Below are 19,635 nucleotides of genomic sequence, written 5' to 3' on the forward strand. Positions count from 1 at the left end.
GTGACAGACGATGCGGCCTTGGAAAGCCGGGCTGTCGGCTCGACGATGCCTGTTGTGCTGCTGTCCCGCCGCAGCGGACACGAGCGGCTTCCCGGCAATGTGGTCGCCGTGCTGCCGTCGTTGGCCGATGGCCTGTTGATCGTCGCCGCGGCGCGGCTCGCAGCTTCCGGCTATCGCATCGACAGGGCAGGGCCATCGGAGGTTGCGCATGGCGATTTCCATGACGGGCTCGCCGAAGAGGACGTCACGGATGACAATCCGGCGCGTCCGGCCCTGTCGCCGCGCGAGGCGGAGGTGCTGGCGCTGCTCGCCGAAGGCGCCCCGAACAAGGTGATCGCCCGGCGGCTCAACATTTCGGTCCACACGGCGAAGTTCCATGTCGCCGCCATCCTGATCAAGCTTGGCGCCGCAAACCGGACGGACGCGATCGCGACTGCCATGCGGCAGGGGCTGGTGCTGGTATAGGCCTTCCGGCACGACGCTGCGTAATCCGTCTTGCCCCTTGCGCCACGGCTGTCTGCCGCGCAAGTTGCCTCCCTTATTGCAGAGGGAGGCGAAGGATGTCGCTCAACGGAAAGACGCTGTTCATCTCGGGCGGATCGCGCGGCATCGGGCTGGCGATCGCGCTCAGGGCAGCGCGCGACGGCGCCAATGTGACGATCGCTGCCAAGACCGCCGAGCCGCATCCGAAGCTACCGGGCACCATCTACACCGCGGCGCAAGAAATCGAGCAGGCGGGCGGCAAGGCGCTGCCGGTGCTTTGCGACATCCGCGACGAAGCGCAGGTCGCCGAGGCGGTGGCGAAAACCGTGGAGCGGTTCGGCGGCATCGACATCTGCGTCAACAATGCCAGCGCCATCCAGCTCACCGGCACGCTGGAGACCGACATGAAGCGCTACGATTTGATGCATCAGATCAACACGCGCGGCACGTTCCTGGTCTCCAAAATGTGCATTCCGCACCTGAAGTTGGCCAAGAACCCTCACATCCTGAATCTGGCGCCGCCGCTCGACATGAAGGCCAAGTGGTTCAAGAACCATGTCGCCTACACGATGGCGAAGTTCGGCATGTCGATGTGCACGCTTGGCATGAGCGCGGAATTCGCCAAGGACGGCATCGCGGTGAATTCACTTTGGCCGATCTCGACCATCGACACGGCCGCGGTGCGCAACCTTCTGGGCGGGGCGACGGTGGCGGCGATGAGCCGCTCGCCCGACATCATGGCCGACGCCGCACATGCGATCTTCCTGCGCCCGTCGCGTGAGGCGACCGGCAATTTCTACATCGACGAAGAGGTGCTGCGCGCCGAAGGCGTGACGGATTTTTCGGTATACGCGCCCGGCGCCGCCGATCAACTCGCGGGCGACTTCTTCGTTCCCGATGAGGTGTTTGCGAACTCGCAGACTAAAGTCAGAAGAATCTACTGAAGGGCGCAGGCGGCCTTAGTCGGCCGCGGCCTTCTTGCCTTTCGCCAACGCCATGACCCGGTGGCAGGACAGCTGGCAGCTGTTCCGGCGACCAGCGATGAGGCGCTTATTGTGCCGTAGCTCCACATTCCTTGACATCGGGTATTTATCCGAAATTATGCAGGAAAGAAGGATCGCATGCATGACGGGAATCGCGTTGTCGGGCGTGTCGAAGCACTTTGGCGCAGTCGATGTGATCCGCGACGTGAGCCTGGACATTGAGCCGGGAGAGCTGGTCGTGTTTCTCGGTCCGTCCGGTTCTGGCAAGACGACGCTGCTCCGGATGATCGCCGGCCTTGAAAGCATTGACGAGGGCACGCTGACGATCGACGGGGTGCGCTCGGAAAACCTTGCGCCGGGCAGGCGCAACGTTGCGATGGTCTTCCAGAACTATGCGCTTTACCCGCATATGACAGTCGCGGAGAACATGGCCTTCGGGCTAAGGAACATTCGGGTCGCGCCGGATGTCATCCGCCAGCGGATCGCCGAGGCTGCGCGTATCCTGGAGATCGAAGCGTTGCTCCACCGGCGGCCGTCGCAACTCTCCGGCGGGCAGCGCCAGCGCGTTGCCATTGGGCGGGCGATCGTCAAGGAGCCCAAGGCATTCCTGTTCGACGAGCCACTCTCGAATCTGGACGCAGCACTTCGAGCCCGTACTCGCGTCGAGCTCGCCGAATTGCATCAGCGTTTGAAGTCGACGATGATCTACGTCACCCACGACCAGGTGGAAGCGATGACGCTCGCCGACCGCATCGTGATCCTCAACAATTGCCGGATAGAGCAGATGGGAAAACCCGTCGAGGTCTATACGCGTCCGGCGTCGCGATTCGTCGCGGCCTTCGTCGGGTCTCCGGCCATGAACATCCTGCCTGTTACGGTGTCGGGCCCAGGCGACAGGCTCAATGCGCGCTTGACGGATGGATCGCTTGTCGAACTTCCGGGCCGGCCCGTCAACGTGGATTGGCGCGAACTCGGAGTGCGGCCGGAATCGCTGACTGTGGTCGCGGAGGGCGGGGACGCATCCGCCACGGTCACCGTTGTCGAGCGCCTTGGCGAGCGAACGCTCGTCTATGCGCGGCTCGCGGACGGGACGCAGGTGACGGCGCAGGATCGCGGGCTTTCGAGCGTCAAACCGGGCGACGCCGTCCGGCTGAAGTTCGACACCACGGCCCTGCATCTCTTCGCCGCGGACGGATCGACCTGGCACGCGCACGCTGGCGAGCCCTGAGCCCGTCGGATCTGGATTTCCGGTTTGCGCGACCTTGTTTTAGCCCTTGATACCTGCCGAGAGCGTTATCGCTTCGGTTACTCGACGCTGGAAGAAGAGGTAGGCTAGCGCCACTGGAAGGCCGGCCAATACAGCCGCCGACAGCTGGCGCGCGTAGTAGACGCCGAAGGCATCGTTGACCTGCGTGATGCCGACGGTGATCGTCATCATCTCGGTGCGGGTCACGGAGAGGAACGGCCACAAAAACGCATTCCACGTCCAGATGAAGCAGACGATCGACAGCGCCGTCGTTACCCCCCAGTTCATCGGCATGTAGATCTTGAAGAGGATCCCGAATTCAGACGCATTGTCCATGACCGCGGCCTCGCGGAAGTCCTTCGGGACCTGATCGAAGAACTGTTTGTACACGATGATAATGACAGGGTGGACAAGCTGCGGCAGCATGATTCCGGCCCAGCTGTTGATCAGGCCGAGGTTGGCGACCAGCACGAAATGATTGATGATAAGCGCTGAAATCGGCACCATGAAGGAGGCGAGGATCAGCCACCATAGCGCGATCCGCCCCGGGAAGCGCAACTGCGAGATCGCGTAGCCGCACAGCATCGAGATGAAGATGGTGATGATCGTGACGCCGACCGCGACCGCCACCGAATTGACGTACCAGGCACGGATCTGTGTGGTGGTCAGGGCGCTGATGTAGTTCTCCAGCGTCGGCGTCTCGGGCCAGAGTTCGATGTAAGGCCGCACGACCTCGTCGTCCGGTTTGAGCGATGAGATCACACCCCAATAGAGCGGGAACGCCCACAGGATGGCCCAGACGAGCGTCAGTGCCGTGATTACCCCGCCCCAAAAGTTCCAGCGTTGCACAGCCATGACGTTCATCGGCGCCGCCTTTCGGCGAACCGCAGCAGTTGGAATTGCAGGACCGAGACGACGACCACAAGGACGAAGAGGGTGACGGCGACAGCCGCCGCCCTGCCTCCCTGGTTCTGCTGGAAAGCCTTCTGGAAGACGTAGTAGACGAGCACCATATTGTCGTTCGGCCGTCCGCCGATCGAGAACAGGTAGACCTGGTCGAATATCTTGAGCTGCAGGATGAGCTGGATGGTGAACACCAGCGAGGTGATCGGCCACAGCAGCGGCCAGGTGATACGCCGGAAGGTGGTCCATCGCGTCGAGTTGTCGAGCGCCGCGGCTTCGTAGATCTCCGCTGGTATGGACCGCAGTCCGGCGAGGAAGAGCAGGATCGAGAAGCCCGCGGTCCACCAGATCGTCACACCGGCCACCGCCGGCAAGAACCAGACGCGCGACTTGAAGACCGGCACGCGCGGGATGCCGAACCAGTCCAGCACATGCATCGCGATCCCGAACTGGAAATTCAGCGTCCAGTCCCAGATCAGATAGACGACGGACACCGGCAGGATGTAGGGCAGGAAGAACAGCGCCAGCACGATCGACTGGAAGCGGCCCTTGAGCCGCGACACGCCAAGCGCGATCAACAGCGCGATGAGCGTCCCGGGGACGACCGTCATCAGCACGAAATAGGCGGTGTTCCAGAGCGCGCGCCGGAACATCGGGTCGTTGTCGAGCCGCAGATAGTTGTCGAGACCAACCCACCGACCCGCGCCGATTAGCGGCGCATCGGTGAAGGAGATGCGGAACATCTGGACCGTCGGATAGACGAACGTCAGCAGGTAGATCGCCATGAAGGGAGCGACCAGCACCAGCGCGACAAGACGTTCAGTGCGGAAGTTGCGAAGCATGGCTCTTCCTCAAATATGACTGGGACCGCTCTGGACAGGACGGTCCCAGCCTTTGAGCTCTACATGCTGTTCAGCTCTTCCTTGATGGATTTCACCGCCTCGCCTGGGTCCATCTCTCCGTTGAGGGTCGGCACGAAATAGTTGGACATGATGTCGAAGATCGGCCCGGCGACACCAGCCTTGGGCGACTTCGGATCGAAGATCATGTTGGCCGTCAGCGTCGAGTAGGTCGCGTTGGGCTGCATTGCCTTGTATTCGGCTGACTCGGTGACAGGCTTGTAGGCAGGGATGTGGCCTGCAGTGGCCCAGAACAGCGAGTGCTTGTCCATCCATGAGATCACCTCGAGCACGGCGGCACGCTTTTGCGGGCTGATCTCCTTGCCCTTGTTCTTCGGGATCGCGAATGAGTGGCTGTCCGCATAGGTGCATGGCTTGTCGAAGATCACCGGGATCTCGACGGCGCCCCAGTCGAACAGCTTGCCTTGCTTGGCAAGGTCGGTCATCGTGGGAACTTCCCAGACGCCGTTGATCATCATTGCGGCCTTGCCCGAGGTGAACAGGGCGACGGTTGCTGGATAGTCGGTGTAGGTCGACTGCAGCCCTGCCTTCGTCCACCCTTGCAGAACCGCCAGCGCCTTCTCCAGCTTTTCGGGATTGTCGCCGGCGAGGAATTCGTTGCCCGTCAGAAGCTCGCCGCCTTGCTGGCACACCAGCGAGTAAATGGTGCGGTACATGAAGTTGCCGTCGGCGGTGACGCTGCCCAACGGGAACTCGACGCCGGCGTCCTTCAACTTCTTAAGTGTCGCGGTGAATTCCTCCTTGTTGCGCATGCCGACGGGACGGCCGTCGCTGCCGAGCACGCCTGCCTTCTTCAGGAGGTCGCGATTGTAGTAGAGCACGATTGGATGGGTATCGAGCGGCACTGCGTATTGCTTGCCATCGACCGTCACCGCATCCATCGTCGTCTGGGCGAAGTCCGAGGCCGAGAGGCCCATCTTGCTCATATCGTCGGCGGTGATTTCTTCAAGAATGTCCTGGCTCACCGCCAAGGGGATGCGGCTGGCATGATAGGTCATGACGTCCGGCGCCTCACCGACCGCGGCCGAGGTCTGCACCTTCGTGTAGAAGGGCGTTCCCCACTCCAGCGTCGTGGCGTCGATCTTGATCTTGCCGGCGTGGGCGGCGTTGAAGTCGGAGATCATCTGCTTCATGCGCACTCCGTCACCACCGCCGAGGAAATCCCACCATGCGACGGTTTCCTCGGCCTGGGCCGCGACGGACCAGACTCCCCCGGCCGCAACCACCGCAACGGCCATCATCTTACGAAAGTTCATCTCAGCTTCCTCCCGAGCACGGCGGTTAGATCCGCCTTGAACATTTCAATGCTACACCAAACCAAACCGCCCGCAACGGATTTTACGGTATATATCTGATAGACGGATATTAACTCAGAGCGTCACACGCACCATCGAGTAGGAATGCGGCGGCAGGTTCAGCGTCATTCCCTTGCTGCTGAGCGCTGCCCCGTTGCCTTTGACCGGCGATACGTTGTCCGGCGCGTCCTTTGTGTTGCAGGCCTCGAGATCGTCGTGACGGATGATCGTGTGCTCGATGGATTTGGCGGCGAACCGCTCGAGGGCGATTTCGGCCTCTATCGTCTCGGACCCATGCCGGTTGATTGCGAAGAAGGTCAGCGTGCCGGCGCTCGAGTCGTGCACGCCCGCAATGTCGAGCCACGGCACCTTGTCGGCCGCGGCCGCGTCATAGGCAGGCACCTCGACCGCGAGCTGCAGCGCGGTGCCGCGGCCATGCCTGGAGGCCAGCATGAAAGGCCAGTAGATCGTCTGCCGCCAGGCGCTGCCGCCGGGATCGGTCATGATGGGCGCGATAACGTTGACCAGCTGCGCAATGCAGGCGATGCGAACGACATCCGACCGCCGGATGAAGGTGTTGATGATGCAGCCGACCTGCAGCACATCCTCGAAATTGTAGATGTCTTCCAGAAGCCTGGGCGCTTCCGGCCAGTCCCAGCCGCGCATGCGCTCGGCGTCCTGCTTGCGCTGGTGGTACCAGACATTCCATTCGTCGAAGGAGATCTTCACGTCCCGCTTCGAGCGGGTCTTGGCCTTCACGTAGTCGATGATGCCGGCGACCGTGCCAATGTAGCGGTCGAGCTTGGCCGGAAGGGCGAGATATTCGGCCGTATTCTTCTCGTAGTTCTCGAAATACATATGGAGAGAGATGTAGTCGACCTGCTCGTAGGTCGCTTCTAGCACGGTTGCTTCCCACTGCGGATAGGTCGGCATATTGGAATGCGACGAGCCGCAGACGACCAGTTCCACCGTCGGGTCGAGGCCGCGCAGCGCCTTGGCGGTCTCGTTGGCGAGATGGCCGTATTCGCTCGCTGACTTGTGGCCGACCTGCCAGGGACCATCCATTTCATTGCCGAGACACCAGAGGCGGCAGTTCCAGGGTTGCTTGCGTCCGTTCTTGGCCCTGAGGTCGGACCAGTAGCTGCCGCCCGGGTGGTTGACGTATTCGACGAAGGCCCGCGCCTCGTCGAGGCCGCGGGAACCGAGATTGACCGCAAGCATCATCTCGGTGCCGGCCTTTTCGGCCCAGTCGGCGAATTCGTGGATTCCAACCAGGTTCGGTTCCGTGGTGCGCCAGGCAAGATCGAGCCGCCGCGGGCGGTTCTCCTTTGGGCCTATGCCGTCTTCCCAATTGTAGGCGGACACGAAGTTGCCACCCGGGTAGCGGCAGATCGGAGTGTCGAGCGCACGCACCAGCTCGATCACGTCCTTGCGCATCCCCTGTGCGTCCGCTTGTGGATGTCCGGGCTCGTAGATGCCGGTATAGACCGCTCGGCCAAGATGCTCGAGAAACGAGCCGTAAAGACGCTTGTCGATATCCGCGACGGCATAGGCCGCGTTCGCCGTGACTCTGGCCTTCATGATCCCTCCCATCGCGGATTGTCAATCTGACTTTCCGGTCTATATCCGGGTATTGGATCAGTTAAGGGCGGAGTTCGTCCGCCCGTCAAGGGCCTAATGCATGTCGCCCAGAAGTGTGCGCGGTACTGGGAAAACGACATGCATCAAAACAAAGACTTAAAGCGCGTCGCCTGAACCTGGTTCAGGGCGACGCGCTTTAAGATGCCCTCAAGCCTTCAGCAGGCGCAGTACGATGTCTTTGCTGTAATTGCCGAAGCCGCTGCCGAAGATGTTTACGCCGCCGGGGTGACGCGCGTCTTCCTTCACGCCGATTCGTATCCGGATCGAGCGGTGCCGCTCGAGCTCCAGATCGGCCAGCGAGCATTTGGAAACCTTGTTGTTGTTGCGATAGGTGCCGTTGTTCGTGACGCGCCAGTGTGCGAGGTCACCATATTGCGATCCGGCCAGCTTCCACCAGCCGGGCGTATGCTTGCCGCGCTTGTCGCCATAGTCGGCTGGCGCCGTCCAGGTGTCGATCTCGTGCCCATTGATCGCGACCGTGATGTCGGATGGCCAATCCTTCGATGTGCCCGGGACCTCCGACGAAAGCTCCATCGCCAGTTCCAGCCCGCCAACTTTGGCATTGGCAAGCGTCGCATTGTTGGTAAACTGGTATTCTACGAAGCCGCGCGTGAACCACAATAGTCCGGCCCGCATACGATCGGGATCGAGGAAGGTGTCTGGCACATCGAGAAGTCCGATGACGCCGTCTTTTGAACACAGGCCGCAGGGAGCGGAAACTTCGCATCTCGTATAGAGTCCAAGCGGCATCGCGACTTCTATAACGCCGAGATCCTGGGCCGGGGTGCGGTCCTTGAAGACGACGACCAACTCGGAGAAGGTCGAATAGCAAACCTTCTGGCTTCCCTTGCGCGCCTTCTGTGATTTCGTCTCGATCAAACCGACATCGACAAGAACCTGGATGTTGGCGGAAATCGTCGATTGCGGAAGACCCAGTTCTTCGGCCACCTGATTGACGTTTTTCGGCCCCTTGCGGTGCAGCAGATCGAGAATTCGGACCCGGACTTCGCTCGCGAGGCTCTTCAACAAGTCAAGCCGCTCAAGCGGATCGACAACCATGATTTCATTCGACATATCGCCCCGCACTCGTCACACGGGGGTTATGTATCAGCAGGTCAGATACAAATAAAGACGGTGGGGTTACGAATTGAACCCCCTGGCTGGCATATCTTTCGTAGCGACTTGATGTTTTTGCTCGTCGCACAGGGCTTTCGAAAGCGCTGGCGCAAAATGCCAAAATCAGCCCATATTCGAGCCGTAGAGCGGCCTGCGCCTTATGGCGCGAAACAGGTCCGGCCCTTGCGCCGCGCTGCCGGGTATCGACGCCTTTGCGGGGTCGAGGCAGATGCGGCGCGGAGCGTCGGATCGCAGACCTCGAGGAGTTTTCATGACCAGACATCTTTTGCCTATCGCGCTCGCTGCCGCGGTCGCATTCCCGGCGCTGGCGAGCGCCGCCGACACGCAGCCCCCACCCCGCATCATCGTGTCCGGCGAGGGCGAAGCGACGGTGGCGCCCGACATGGCGATCCTTTCGCTGAGCGTCATGCGCGAGGCGAAGAGCGCGCGCGAAGCGCTCGACGCCAACAACGACGCCATGGCGGCGGTCATTGCGGCGATGAAATCCTCCGGCATTGCCGAGCGCGACCTGCAGACGGCGGGCATCCAGATCAACCCACGCTACAACTATACCAACAAGGCCGACGGCAGCCAGGAGGCCGAGCTCGTCGCCTATCAGGTGACCAACACGCTGTCGGTGCGCGTGCGCGACGTCGACAAGACTGGCGAGATCCTCGACAAGGCGGTATCGCTCGGCGTCAACCAGGGCGGCGGCATCGCCTTCACCAATGGCGATCCGAAGGCGACGATCACCGAGGCGCGCAAGAAGGCTGTCGCCGATGCGATGGCGAAGGCCAAGACGCTCGCCGCAGCGGCCGGCGTCAGCCTGGGCAAGGTGCTCGAGATCACCGACCAGAATATTGCGCCGGCGCCGATGCCGATAGCGGCCAAATCATTCGACGCGGCCCGTTCGGCCGTCCCGGTGCAGGCTGGCGAGAATTCCTACAACGTCCAGGTCACTGTCACCTTCGAGCTGATGTAACGCCGGGCCGCGCGCCGCAGGCGCGCCACCACCACGCAAAAAACCCCGGAGGATCGTTTCCTCCGGGGTTTTTCGAGCCATGCCTCTTCGTGAGGGGCTGATAGGCGATCCTCGCAGATCGCCCTCTCAACCTCAGCGATAGATGATCGGGCAGCCGCGCTCGTTGGCGAACACCACCACGACGCGGTCGCCATATTGGCGGCCGACCACCTTCACGGTGCGGCGGCTGATGTCGACGATGCGGGCGCGGTGCAGGCCCATGCGCTCGGCCTTGTCGAGGGCGCGGTCCGGCGAGCAGCCGCGCCAGTCGCGGTCACGGCGCCAGTCGCGGCGGTAGTCGCGGCGGTAGTAGCCGTCATCGTCGCCCGTATAGACGCCGAAGCGCGGATCCTGGTTGTTGCCGAAACCGAGATAGAGGCTGTCCGCATGCGCCGGAATCGCGGCAAGCGTGCCGAGCCCGACAAGCGCCGAAAGGGCAGCCGTCTTGATCGTGTTGAACATCGTCTTCTCTCCTTGTTACGGGCTTTCGCCCCTAGAACCGATGGTTGGAGAATGCCTTTTTGTGTCTGAACTTTCCGCGAACCGCCCATTCATGTCCGGTTCATGTAAGCGCGAATCCGCCTGGGTTCGTCGCTCGTATTCAAAAACGCCACCCCCCAAAAGGTTCTAAGCGCGAACCCGCAGGGTTCGTCGTTCTTCGTCAAAAAGCTCGCGCTCAGGGTTCGGTCGTCACGATGCGAACCGGTCAAGGTTCGTCGTCGAGTATGTAATCAAAATAGTCGTCCGGCTCGGCCAGATCGGTCTCCTTGGCCTTCACCCGACCCTGGATCGAAATGCCGGCTTCATGCACGGTCGCAGCACTTCCCGAAACAAGCCTGTGCCACCAATAAAGATCATGGCCCTCGGCGATCAGCCGGTAGGCGCAGGTCTTGGGCAGCCAAGTGATGGTGCGCACATTCTGCGGCGTCAGCCCGACGCAGTCGGGCACCCTTGCCAGCCGGTTCGCATAGTCGGAGCAACGGCAGCTTTCGGCGTTGAACAGCCGGCAGCCAACGCTTGTCCAGAAGATCTCGCCCGTATCCTCGTCCTCGAGCTTCGACAGGCAGCATTTGCCGCAGCCGTCGCAAAGCGATTCCCACTCGGCCGGGGTCATCGCCTCAAGCGTCTTGGTTTTCCAGAATGGTGCGGTCATGGGGGTGGATTTGGCCCTCCGCGGCCTCCCGGTCAAGCGCTGCTGTCACAGTGACCCAGTATCAACATTAGAAAGACACGAAATTGCCCTCAAAAGGCCGGCCGAACATCCTTGGCTGGCGTCAATGCCCTGTAACGGAACCAATTGCGGCTGATGAAAGTTTGGGCAGGGATGGGACCCCATTAGGAGAAAATGATATGAATCGCCAACCACGGATTCTGGCGGGCACGGCAATCGGCCTGCTTATGGCATCCGCGCCGTTGGGCGCGTACCCGCTGCAGGGGGGTGTCGCTTCCGGCGGCCTGCACGGCGCACCGTTGATATTGGTTCAGGCCGCTTGCGCGGAAGGCCAGTCGGCCGAGGAATGCGCGCAGGGCGGAGCCGAACAGCCAAAGAAGAGGAAGCGCGAGCAGCAGCAAAGCGAATCGGCCCCGGCAGCCGAGCAGGCAGCACCTGCCGAGACCGAGCAACAGCCGCGCAAGAAGCGGCATGAGCAGCAGCAGATGGACAATGCCCAGTCCGGGGAAGCCCCGGCCGAGCAGCAGTTCAAGCCGCGCAAGAAACGCGACCAGCAGCAGATTGAGGCAGCGCCCGCCGATCAGGGCGGCCAGGCCGCGACCGACGAGCAGCAATTCAAGCCCCGCAAGAAGCGCGACCAGCAACAGCAGATCGAGGCCGCGCCGGCCGACCAGGGTGGCGCGCTCGCGACCGAGGAACTGCAGCCGCGCAAGAAGAAACGCGATCAGCAGCAGCAGATCGAGGCAGCGCCGGCTGACCAGCAGCCTGCGGAACAGGTGGCGCCGGCTGCCGGTGACCAGCAGCAAGGCAACCAGGGCCGCAAAAAGCGCAAGCACGATCAGCAGCAGAGCGAGCCCGCCGGCCAGGCCGGCGAGCAGGTCGCGCCGACCGACCAGACCGCCCCCGCCAACGACAATCAGCAAGGCGGCAACCAGTTCAAGAAGAGGCACAAGCAGAACCAGCAGGGCGAGACTGCCCCGGCGGAGCAGACGCAGACCAATGAACCCGTGCCGCAGGCCGAACCGTTGCAGACCGGCGAGCAGCCTGCCCAGGGCGGAGATACCCAGGACAAGAAGAAACGCGGCAAGAAGCCAACGGCCGAGCAGCCTGCTACCGGGCAGCAACCGGCGACGGGCGAGCAGCCGGCAACAGGCACTCAGCAGCCAACCACGGGTGAGCAAACCCAAGGTAGGAAGCAGTTCGGCAAGAAGCCGTTGACCGAACAGCCCACGACTGGAGAGCAGCCGGCGACAGGCCAACAGCCTGCTACAGGTGAACAGCCGGCCAACAACAATCAGCCCGCCAACAACAACCAGCCCACCAATGGCGGCAACGCCGCGCAAGGCGAAACCGCCAATCCGAATGAGGCGCCCGTCCTCGACAGCCAGAAAGATGCCGTGCGCAAGCACCGAGGCCGCAACGACAACGGCCAGAACGGCGGTGCCCAAACCGGTGGTGCCCAGACCGGTGGCGCTCAAACTGGAAATGGCCAGGCCGGCAATGGCCAGAACGCCAACCAGGCCGGACAGCAAGGCGGCGAGCAGGCGCAGCAGCCGGCTCCGGTCGATCAGGGTCCGCCGCCCACCGACGACAAGTCGGCGCAGCAGGCGATCAAGCCCGAGAGGATCGTCCCGGTGGACCAGGAGAAAGGCAAGCGCATCGAGCTTACGCCAGAACAGGTCGTGCGCGAGCGTCGCCGGCCGCAGGGCGCGGATGTCGTCAAGCAGTTCGGCGACCGCGTCATCCTGCAGTTCAACAACCAGACGTTCGTGGAAAGCAACGAGGCGCCTCGCATCACCCGCGGCGCCAGGGACGTCTACTACGAGGATCTCTCGGGCGGCCGCACCCGCGAAATCGTGGAGCGCGACAACGGCGTCAGGATCATCACCATCCGCAATCGTAATGGCGACGTCATCCGGCGATCGCGCATTACGCCGGATGGCCGCGAATATGTGCTGACCTATGTCGACGAGCGCTACTACAACGATGTCGACGAGTGGCGCGATCCCGGCGACGAGCTGCCGCCGATGCGGCTCACGATCCCGCGACGGGACTACATCCTGGATTCGGAGGAAGTCGAGGATCCCGACGAGTATTATACCTTCCTCGAGCAGCCGCCGGTGGAAAGGGTGCAGCGCCTCTACTCCATCGACGAGGTGAAACGGTCGGCCCGCGTGCGTGACATCGCCCGGCGTATCGATCTCGACACGCTGAACTTCGATTTCGGCTCGGCCACGATCTCCGACACCGAGGTGCAGAAGCTCGATGGCGTCGCCAGCGCCATGGAAAAACTGCTCAAGAAGAACCCGGCCGAGACTTTCCTGATCGAAGGCCATACTGACGCCGTAGGCACGCCGGAGGCAAACCTGGCGCTGTCGGACCGCCGTGCCGAAGCCGTTGCCGAGGCGCTCACCAATGCCTTCGGCATCCCGGCCGAGAACCTCACCACGCAGGGCTATGGCGAGGAATATCTCAAGGTCAACACGCCTGGGCCGAACCGCGAGAACCGCCGTGTCGCCATCCGCCGCATCACTTCGCTGGTGGCGCCGGTGGCGAGCAACAGCGAGCAGTAATCGATGCATGTCGCCCAAAAGTGTGCAGCGGTTTTGGGGCAACAACATGCATTAGACAAAGACATAGACCGCGCCGCGCTGAATTCGTTCAGCGCGACGCGGGTTAGCCTTTGATTTCAAGGTCCTGATCGGATTTTTGGATTCAGAGCTTGAGATGAAGGCCCGTCCGCGTCGGACGGGCCTTTTCCTTTCCTGGCTCAAGAAGATTTGTCCTGTCGACGGGAGCTAACTCATTGAATTGCCGCATTGCGACACCCAGATTCCGGACAGGGCGTTCCCTGCCCTGTCCCGACTCCAGCGGGACTCGACTGAGCCCCGCCGGTCCCCCTCTCCGGCGGGGTTTTTGTCTTGAAAACCGGCCCTGTCTGGCCGAAATACCCTCTATCGCAATCTGACCGGAACCCTTCATGAAGCGTCTCGAACTCGCCATCGAATCCGTCATCCTGGCCTCGCGCTGGCTGCTGGTCGCCTTCTATCTCGGGCTCGGCGTCGCGCTCGCGATCTACGCGCTCTCGTTCGGCAAGAAGCTCTACGAGTTCGTGACGAGCGTCTTCACGCTCGGCGACACGGACACGATCCTGAAGATGCTCGGCCTGATCGACGCCGCGCTTGTCGCCTCACTGGTGGTGATGGTGATCATCTCGGGCTACGAGAATTTCGTCAGCCGCTTCGACGATCAGGACGGCGAGGTCCATTGGCTGGGCACGATCGATGTCGGCTCGCTGAAGGTCAAGGTCGCCTCGACCATCGTCGCGATCTCGTCGATCCATCTGCTGCAGATCTTCCTCAACCACGCTTCCTACACGGCGGAGCAACTGATGTGGCTGACCATCATGCACCTGGCCTTCGTGCTTTCAGCGCTGATGCTGGCTTATATCGACCGGGTGATGGCGCTGGCCAAAGGCAAGAAGGCCGCGGCGGACTAAGGCCTCCCGCGCCCTTCAGTAGATTCTTCTGACCTTCGTCTGCGAGTTCGCAAACACCTCGTCGGGAACGAAGAAGTCGCCTGCGAGCTGATCGACGGCGCCGGTCACTGGATCCAACAGGAGCAGCCGGTTCGGCTAGCGCGCTGCTGCTCACCTTCGTCGAGGAGGTGGGGTGGACGGTTTTGAGAAGAAATGAAACCGACATCAATAGCCACTGAGGCCAAGCGCGCGTCACGGATCCTTGAGCGCGCGCGTTTGGCCGTGCGGAAGATGGTTTCAAAAAAAGCCGGCCATATAGCTGAAACGGTAATCTTTATCAGGGCGGACAAAATTGTAGCCGGTTGCGACCTTAGTATCGTCGCTCTTGTACATAGACCATATGGCCAGCAATTCGCCGTGGTGAACAAATACTTTGTCGGTCTTGAAATACGTTCCCGGCATCTTCTTCTGGAAGTCCTCGATATGCGCGATGAGGCCGTTGCGGGTTTTGCCTTCTCCACCCGGGTTCGTGAACACGACGTCGTCGGAAACGCTCTGCTTGAGAAGGTGCTCGCGTTCGGCTGCGGCGATTGGGCCGTAGGCGGCGAGATAGGCGTCCCACCGTCGTTCAAGACTATCGATAGCCATAATCAAATCCTCGGATGTTTTCGTGTTTGCCCCAAGCATGGAAGTGAAACGCGCAATTGACGTTCAAAGTGCCCAAGGAATATATGTCTGCGGGGCCGTACGGTCGATAATCGAAAGCCCAAAACTGTTTACGTATCGTCCAATCCGAATGGATCCATTCCTCGATCTCATAGGCTTGCTTCGGCCGCGCGCAACATTATGGGGAGGTCTCGAAGCCTCAGGCCGATGGGCTCTGTCGTTTCGAAAGAGAGACGATCTTCTGTTTTGCTGGGTCGAGCAAGGCGAGTGTCAACTGGTCCGGTCCGCTCATTCACCCGTGCTATTGCAACGCGAGGATTTCGTCCTGATCCGGACTTCCGCGCCATTCACTCTCACATCGGACCCGTCGATAGAGCCGGTGGACAGTGAAGCGGCGGTCGCTGCGACGAAGAATCCTCGTCTGCGGCTCGGTGAGGGCACGGACTCCCCCGTTACCTTGCATGCGGGCCGGTTCAGCTTCGATACGGCCAATGAGAATCTTTTGGCCGGTCTGATGCCATCCTTCGTTCATATACTGGCCGATGACACATCCTCGGTCCGTGTGCGCTCGCTGTTGTCGATGAACGAGACAGAATCCAGATATCCTGGACCCGGCAGCGAATTTATCATCGCACGCTTGGTTGAATTGATCCTTGTGGAGATATTGCGGACAAAAGTGCCGCAAGTGGATGAAGAGCATGCAGGTCTGCTCGCCGGCCTTGCCGATCCGGTCACCTCGCGCGCGCTCTCTGCAATGCACAAAGACGTTGCCCACAACTGGACCGTTGCGGATCTAGCTCGGCTTTGCGGTGTTTCCCGGTCATCATTTGCTACCAGATTCCGCAAGGTCGTGGGAACAGGTCCTATCGAATACCTGCTGCAGTGGAGGATGGCCGTGGCCAAGGATGAGCTGCGCCGCGGAACGCGGAGCGTTGGGGAGATCGCCTTGGCGATCGGCTTTCAATCGTCGAGCGCATTCAGCACGGCGTTCGCACGCGTTGTGGGGTGTCCACCGAAATACTTCAGCTGCCTCCCTCCAGGGCAGCTTTGATCTAGTCGATACGCGGTAGGATGTAGCCGAAGCCACGCATCGTGCGATGAACGATCCTCAAGCCTGTCGTGCGGACCGCAGGAGCTGACGCGTGGGCCTGCACGTCAGCGACACGACATCGGCCGAGCGCCCTGGCTCAGCCGTGCAAGGAGGCCGCGACGAGGCTCTGCATCGAGGTGGTCGGACGACCGATCGGCCGCCCCAGCGCGCCACCGTCGTCGAACAGCGCCCCGCGCGAGGCCGCCGCGTCGGCATCGGCCAGAAGTGCAGCGAGATCGGCTGGCAGGCCGGCGCGAAGCGGCGGCGATCGTCATGTCGCACCAAGGCTTGCGCATCGGGTTAGCGAATGCCCAGCCATAGGCGCGGGTCACGCTGTCCGTGGTGTGCATGAGCGCCATGCCGGCCGCCTTTTGCGCGGCGGAAATGCCGAGCAGACCGATCTCGGTCGCCGTTTTCCGTCTTCCAGGGCGGCACCGGCCCGCGGCCATTGGCACATCCGCCGGAGCCACCATCGCCCGGCGCCGTCGATTCGAGTTCGTCGACGAGGAAAGGGCCGCTGCTTCGGTTTCGGCGAAGCAAAGGACAGAAAAAGACTTCTTTAGGCGACCCGGCCCGGATGCTCTCTTGCGGGACCTAGAACAAGGTCCGCCTGGGAGGGCGACGCATAACAAGAGAGCGGCTGCCGAAACGACAGCCTGGCATACGCCACTCGAATGAGGCCGATGCCAGCAACAGCCATGGGGAACCACGACAATGAAGACATTCCGCAATTGCCTGATGACCGCGGTCAGCGCAGGCCTGCTGGGCTTGGGGCTCGCCGCTCCCGCTGACGCCGGCGCCATTCGCCTCGGCATGACCACCTGGGTCGGCTACGGGCCGCTGTTTCTTGCCCGCGACCTAGGCTACTTCAAGGAAGCCGGCGTCGACGTCGACCTGAAAGTGATCGAAGAATCGGCGCTCTACATGGCGGCGGTCGCCGGCGGCGATCTCGACGGCGCGGCATCCACAGTCGACGAGCTGATGAAGTACCGCTCGGACGACCTCTGCTTCAAATATGTCGTGGCGCTCGACGACAGCCACGGCGGCGACGGCGTCGTCACGCAGGCCGACGTCAAGTCGCTCAAGGATCTGAAAGGCCAGCCCGTCGCCCTGAACGAGGGCTCCGTTTCCGAATTCTGGTTCAACGTGCTCCTGAAGAAGGAAGGCATGACCGAGGACGATGTCAGCATCACCAACATGACCGCCGATGACGCCGCGACGGCCTTCATCGCCGGCCAGGTTCCCGCTGCCGTGACTTGGGAGCCGCACCTGACCGAAGTGCGCAAGGGCGGCAAGGGCAAGGTGCTGATCGACTCCGCGACGACGCCCGGCCTGATCGTCGACGTGATCGCGCTCAAATGCGACCTGATCGAGAAGCATCCCGACGATGTGAAGGCTCTCATCAAGGGCTATTACAAGGCGGTCGACTACATCAAGACCAATCCGGAAAAGGCCTATGAGATCATGGCCAAGGGAATTGGCGGCTATCTTGAGAAGCCCGAGGATTTCGCGGCAGGCGCCCAGGGCGTGCGCTACTACGACCGCGCCCGCAACCTGGAATTCTTCGGCACTCCGGAAAAGAGCGAAGCGTCCGACCTGGTGAACTTCGCCCAGGATATCTGGGGCAAGGCCGGCAAGCTCAAGATGACGATCGACGCGAAGACCATTCTCGACACCGATTTCATCAAGGAACAGTGAGCCTTCGAAACTGACAGGGTCGGCCCCGAGGGCCTGACCCTGTTTTCTCGAAAGCCAGAGTTTCGCGCTTAAATCTACGGAGGCCATCTCATGGCACAGAGGCGGACGGCGTGGACACGCCTGACGACCCCATTCGCCAACATTCCCGCCAGCACCGCAACCACGCTCGCATTGGCAATGTGGATAGCCGTGATCGGCGGCTGGGCTCTTCTGTCCTACGGCCGCGTCGTGCCGAACATGTTCCTGCCGACGCCTGGAACCGTGCTCCAGACGGCCTATCGCATGTCGCTCGACGGCAGTCTTTTCTATCACACTTTCACCAGCGCCAAGGTGGTGATCCTTGGCTTCATCGTGTCCTCGGTGATCGCGGTGCCGCTGGGGTTGTGGATGGGTACCTACCGGGCGGTGCAGGCGCCGCTGGAGCCGCTGGTCAATTTCATCCGCTACCTGCCGGTGACATCCTTCGTGCCGCTGTTCATCCTTTGGATCGGCATCGGCATCGAGCAGCGCATAGCGGTTATTTTCTTCGGCACCTTCTTCCAGCAGCTCGTGATGATCTCCGACTGCGCGCGCAGCGTCTCCCGGGACCTGGTCAACGCCTCCTACACTTTGGGCACCAAGCGTAGCGAAGCGGTGTGGCACGTCATCTTTCCGGCGGCGCTTCCGGCGATCCTCGACACGCTTCGCGTCACCATGGGCTGGGCCTGGACCTATCTGGTCGTGGCGGAACTCGTCGCGGCGTCGAGCGGCCTCGGCTATATCAGTCTCAAGGCGATGCGCGGCTTCCAGGTCGATGTGATCTTCATGGCGATCGCGGCGATCGGGCTTCTGGGCCTCATCACCGACACGGCATTCCGCATTCTCCGGGCAAGGGTCGCGCCATGGGCAGCCTGATTATGAACGCCTCCTCGCAAACCGCAGCCGGATCAAGGGTAGTGATGACCGAAACCATCAAGGCGAACAATCGGGCCGGCACGACCCATGCAGCCGGCGATCAGCGTTCGGCCGGCACCACCATGGCCATCAAGGACGTGACATTGCGCTATGGCGGCGCCAACGGCGTGCTGGCGCTGGACGATGTGTCGCTGAAGGTGGCCAAGAACGAATTCTGCGTCATCGTCGGTCCGTCAGGATGCGGCAAATCCAGCCTGCTCTATCTGGCGGCCGGGCTCAACGACGCGACGTCCGGCAGCATCAAGGTGGACGGCAGGGAAGTGATCGAACCCGGTCCCGACAGGGGCATGGTGTTCCAGAGCTATACCTTGTTTCCCTGGCTCACGGTGCGCGCCAACATCGAATATGGGCCCAAGCGCAAGGGCCTGCCGGCGGAGCAGCGCAGGCAAATCGTCGACCAGTATCTCAACGAGGTCGGCCTCGCGCCTTTCGCCGACCATTATCCGGCGCAACTCTCAGGCGGCATGAAGCAGCGCGTGGCCATCGCGCGCGCTCTCGCCAACGACCCGGCCGTGCTGCTGATGGACGAGCCGTTCGGCGCGCTCGACAGCCAGACGCGCGGCACCATGCAGAAGCTGCTCCTGCGCGTCTGGGAGCGGCAGCAGAAGACGGTGCTCTTCGTCACCCACGATATCGACGAGGCGCTGGTGCTGGGCGATCGCGTCCTGGTGATGACGGCCCGGCCCGGCAAGATCAAGGCCGAGATCAAGGTCGACATCCCGCGGCCGCGTTCGATGGACGTGATCCTCGAACCCGACTTCATCGCGCTCAAGCGCCGCATCCTCGGCCTCCTGCACGATGAGATCGACGAGGATCACTAGATTAATCTCTCGACAAAGGGTTCCTGTTGCAAGCTTGTCGGCGGCAAAATTTTCGTCGTTTATTTCCGCGGAATCAGCGCAGACGCTGGGGAGTGGCCGAAGCCTCTCAGCTTCGTCATCCACGGGCGGAGCAAGGAGCGAAGCGACGC

The 19,635-nt window shown here is 61.9% G+C and carries 19 protein-coding genes and 1 pseudogene; 10 read left to right on the forward strand and 10 right to left on the reverse strand.

Annotated features, from left to right (window positions below):
• The 3 genes from EOA23_RS09040 to EOA23_RS09050 all read left to right on the forward strand — a co-directional run.
• Positions 1–465: LuxR C-terminal-related transcriptional regulator (locus EOA23_RS09040; protein WP_189341555.1), on the forward strand; the 465-nt coding region annotated here is incomplete at its 5' end.
• 95 nt (positions 466–560) lie between these two features.
• Entirely contained in the window at positions 561–1,427 is an 867-nt protein-coding gene (locus EOA23_RS09045; RefSeq protein WP_127303674.1) for an NAD(P)-dependent oxidoreductase, read from the forward strand.
• Positions 1,428–1,608: 181 nt separating this feature from the next.
• Positions 1,609–2,694 (forward strand): ABC transporter ATP-binding protein, encoded by a 1,086-nt coding sequence (locus EOA23_RS09050; protein WP_127303675.1) that lies wholly within the window; start codon positions 1,609–1,611, stop codon positions 2,692–2,694.
• Between the two features lie 39 nt (positions 2,695–2,733).
• Here EOA23_RS09050 and EOA23_RS09055 read toward each other — a convergent pair whose 3' ends face one another.
• The 5 genes from EOA23_RS09055 to EOA23_RS09075 form a co-directional block, all read right to left on the reverse strand.
• Entirely contained in the window at positions 2,734–3,576 is an 843-nt protein-coding gene (locus EOA23_RS09055; protein ID WP_127303676.1) for a carbohydrate ABC transporter permease, read from the reverse strand.
• Positions 3,573–4,457 (reverse strand): sugar ABC transporter permease, encoded by an 885-nt coding sequence (locus tag EOA23_RS09060; protein WP_127303677.1) that lies wholly within the window; start codon positions 4,455–4,457, stop codon positions 3,573–3,575. The genes EOA23_RS09055 and EOA23_RS09060 overlap by 4 nt, the downstream gene beginning before the upstream one ends.
• A 59-nt stretch (positions 4,458–4,516) precedes the next feature.
• The gene (locus EOA23_RS09065) at positions 4,517–5,791 is read right to left on the reverse strand and encodes an extracellular solute-binding protein (protein WP_127303678.1); all 1,275 of its coding nucleotides are present in this window, start codon (positions 5,789–5,791) and stop codon (positions 4,517–4,519) included.
• 114 nt (positions 5,792–5,905) lie between these two features.
• Positions 5,906–7,411, reverse strand: coding sequence for an alpha-N-arabinofuranosidase (locus EOA23_RS09070; protein WP_127303679.1), 1,506 nt, complete (start codon positions 7,409–7,411; stop codon positions 5,906–5,908).
• A gap of 207 nt (positions 7,412–7,618) precedes the next feature.
• Positions 7,619–8,545, reverse strand: a complete 927-nt coding sequence (locus EOA23_RS09075) for a transcriptional regulator (RefSeq protein WP_127303680.1) — start codon at positions 8,543–8,545, stop codon at positions 7,619–7,621.
• A 313-nt stretch (positions 8,546–8,858) separates the two neighbouring features.
• On the opposite strand from EOA23_RS09075, the gene EOA23_RS09080 reads away from it, so the two are divergent.
• The gene (locus EOA23_RS09080) at positions 8,859–9,569 is read left to right on the forward strand and encodes an SIMPL domain-containing protein (RefSeq protein ID WP_127303681.1); all 711 of its coding nucleotides are present in this window, start codon (positions 8,859–8,861) and stop codon (positions 9,567–9,569) included.
• A 132-nt stretch (positions 9,570–9,701) separates the two neighbouring features.
• Here the strand turns inward: EOA23_RS09080 and EOA23_RS09085 are convergent, their stop codons facing one another.
• The 3 genes from EOA23_RS09085 to EOA23_RS36380 all read right to left on the reverse strand — a co-directional run bounded on the left by EOA23_RS09085 (position 9,702) and on the right by EOA23_RS36380 (position 12,227).
• Positions 9,702–10,070: a hypothetical protein gene (locus EOA23_RS09085; RefSeq protein ID WP_127303682.1), complete on the reverse strand. Its 369-nt coding sequence runs from the start codon at positions 10,068–10,070 to the stop codon at positions 9,702–9,704.
• 244 nt (positions 10,071–10,314) lie between these two features.
• Complete coding sequence (locus EOA23_RS09090; RefSeq protein WP_127303683.1) at positions 10,315–10,761, reverse strand: YcgN family cysteine cluster protein; 447 nt, start codon at positions 10,759–10,761, stop codon at positions 10,315–10,317.
• A gap of 182 nt (positions 10,762–10,943) precedes the next feature.
• Positions 10,944–12,227 carry a hypothetical protein gene (locus tag EOA23_RS36380; RefSeq protein ID WP_245474088.1) on the reverse strand — a complete coding sequence of 428 codons (1,284 nt, stop codon included), beginning with the start codon at positions 12,225–12,227 and terminating at the stop codon, positions 10,944–10,946.
• Here EOA23_RS36380 and EOA23_RS36385 point away from each other — a divergent pair.
• Positions 12,177–13,352, forward strand: coding sequence for an OmpA family protein (locus EOA23_RS36385; protein WP_245474090.1), 1,176 nt, complete (start codon positions 12,177–12,179; stop codon positions 13,350–13,352). The genes EOA23_RS36380 and EOA23_RS36385 overlap by 51 nt on opposite strands.
• A gap of 407 nt (positions 13,353–13,759) precedes the next feature.
• Complete coding sequence (locus EOA23_RS09100; RefSeq protein ID WP_127303685.1) at positions 13,760–14,278, forward strand: TIGR00645 family protein; 519 nt, start codon at positions 13,760–13,762, stop codon at positions 14,276–14,278.
• Between the two features lie 276 nt (positions 14,279–14,554).
• On the opposite strand, the gene EOA23_RS09105 is transcribed toward EOA23_RS09100, so the two are convergent.
• Positions 14,555–14,905, reverse strand: coding sequence for a nuclear transport factor 2 family protein (locus EOA23_RS09105; RefSeq protein ID WP_189341556.1), 351 nt, complete (start codon positions 14,903–14,905; stop codon positions 14,555–14,557).
• A gap of 148 nt (positions 14,906–15,053) precedes the next feature.
• Between EOA23_RS09105 and EOA23_RS09110 the strand changes: the two genes are divergently transcribed.
• Positions 15,054–15,974 carry an AraC family transcriptional regulator gene (locus EOA23_RS09110; protein WP_126059889.1) on the forward strand — a complete coding sequence of 307 codons (921 nt, stop codon included), beginning with the start codon at positions 15,054–15,056 and terminating at the stop codon, positions 15,972–15,974.
• Positions 15,975–16,267: 293 nt separating this feature from the next.
• Here the strand turns inward: EOA23_RS09110 and EOA23_RS36390 are convergent.
• Positions 16,268–16,426: pseudogene (locus tag EOA23_RS36390) on the reverse strand (HoxN/HupN/NixA family nickel/cobalt transporter); the annotation flags it as partial.
• A 301-nt stretch (positions 16,427–16,727) separates the two neighbouring features.
• On the opposite strand from EOA23_RS36390, the gene EOA23_RS09125 reads away from it, so the two are divergent.
• From EOA23_RS09125 to EOA23_RS09135, 3 genes are all read left to right on the forward strand, one after another.
• Positions 16,728–17,711 carry an ABC transporter substrate-binding protein gene (locus EOA23_RS09125; protein WP_127303686.1) on the forward strand — a complete coding sequence of 328 codons (984 nt, stop codon included), beginning with the start codon at positions 16,728–16,730 and terminating at the stop codon, positions 17,709–17,711.
• Positions 17,712–17,801: 90 nt separating this feature from the next.
• Positions 17,802–18,605 carry an ABC transporter permease gene (locus EOA23_RS09130; RefSeq protein ID WP_042647495.1) on the forward strand — a complete coding sequence of 268 codons (804 nt, stop codon included), beginning with the start codon at positions 17,802–17,804 and terminating at the stop codon, positions 18,603–18,605.
• Between the two features lie 122 nt (positions 18,606–18,727).
• Complete coding sequence (locus EOA23_RS09135) at positions 18,728–19,486, forward strand: ABC transporter ATP-binding protein (RefSeq protein ID WP_245474093.1); 759 nt, start codon at positions 18,728–18,730, stop codon at positions 19,484–19,486.
• The last annotated feature ends 149 nt before the right edge of the window (positions 19,487–19,635 follow it).

This window comes from Mesorhizobium sp. M2A.F.Ca.ET.042.01.1.1 (assembly GCF_003997405.1).
Lineage (GTDB): Bacteria > Pseudomonadota > Alphaproteobacteria > Rhizobiales > Rhizobiaceae > Mesorhizobium.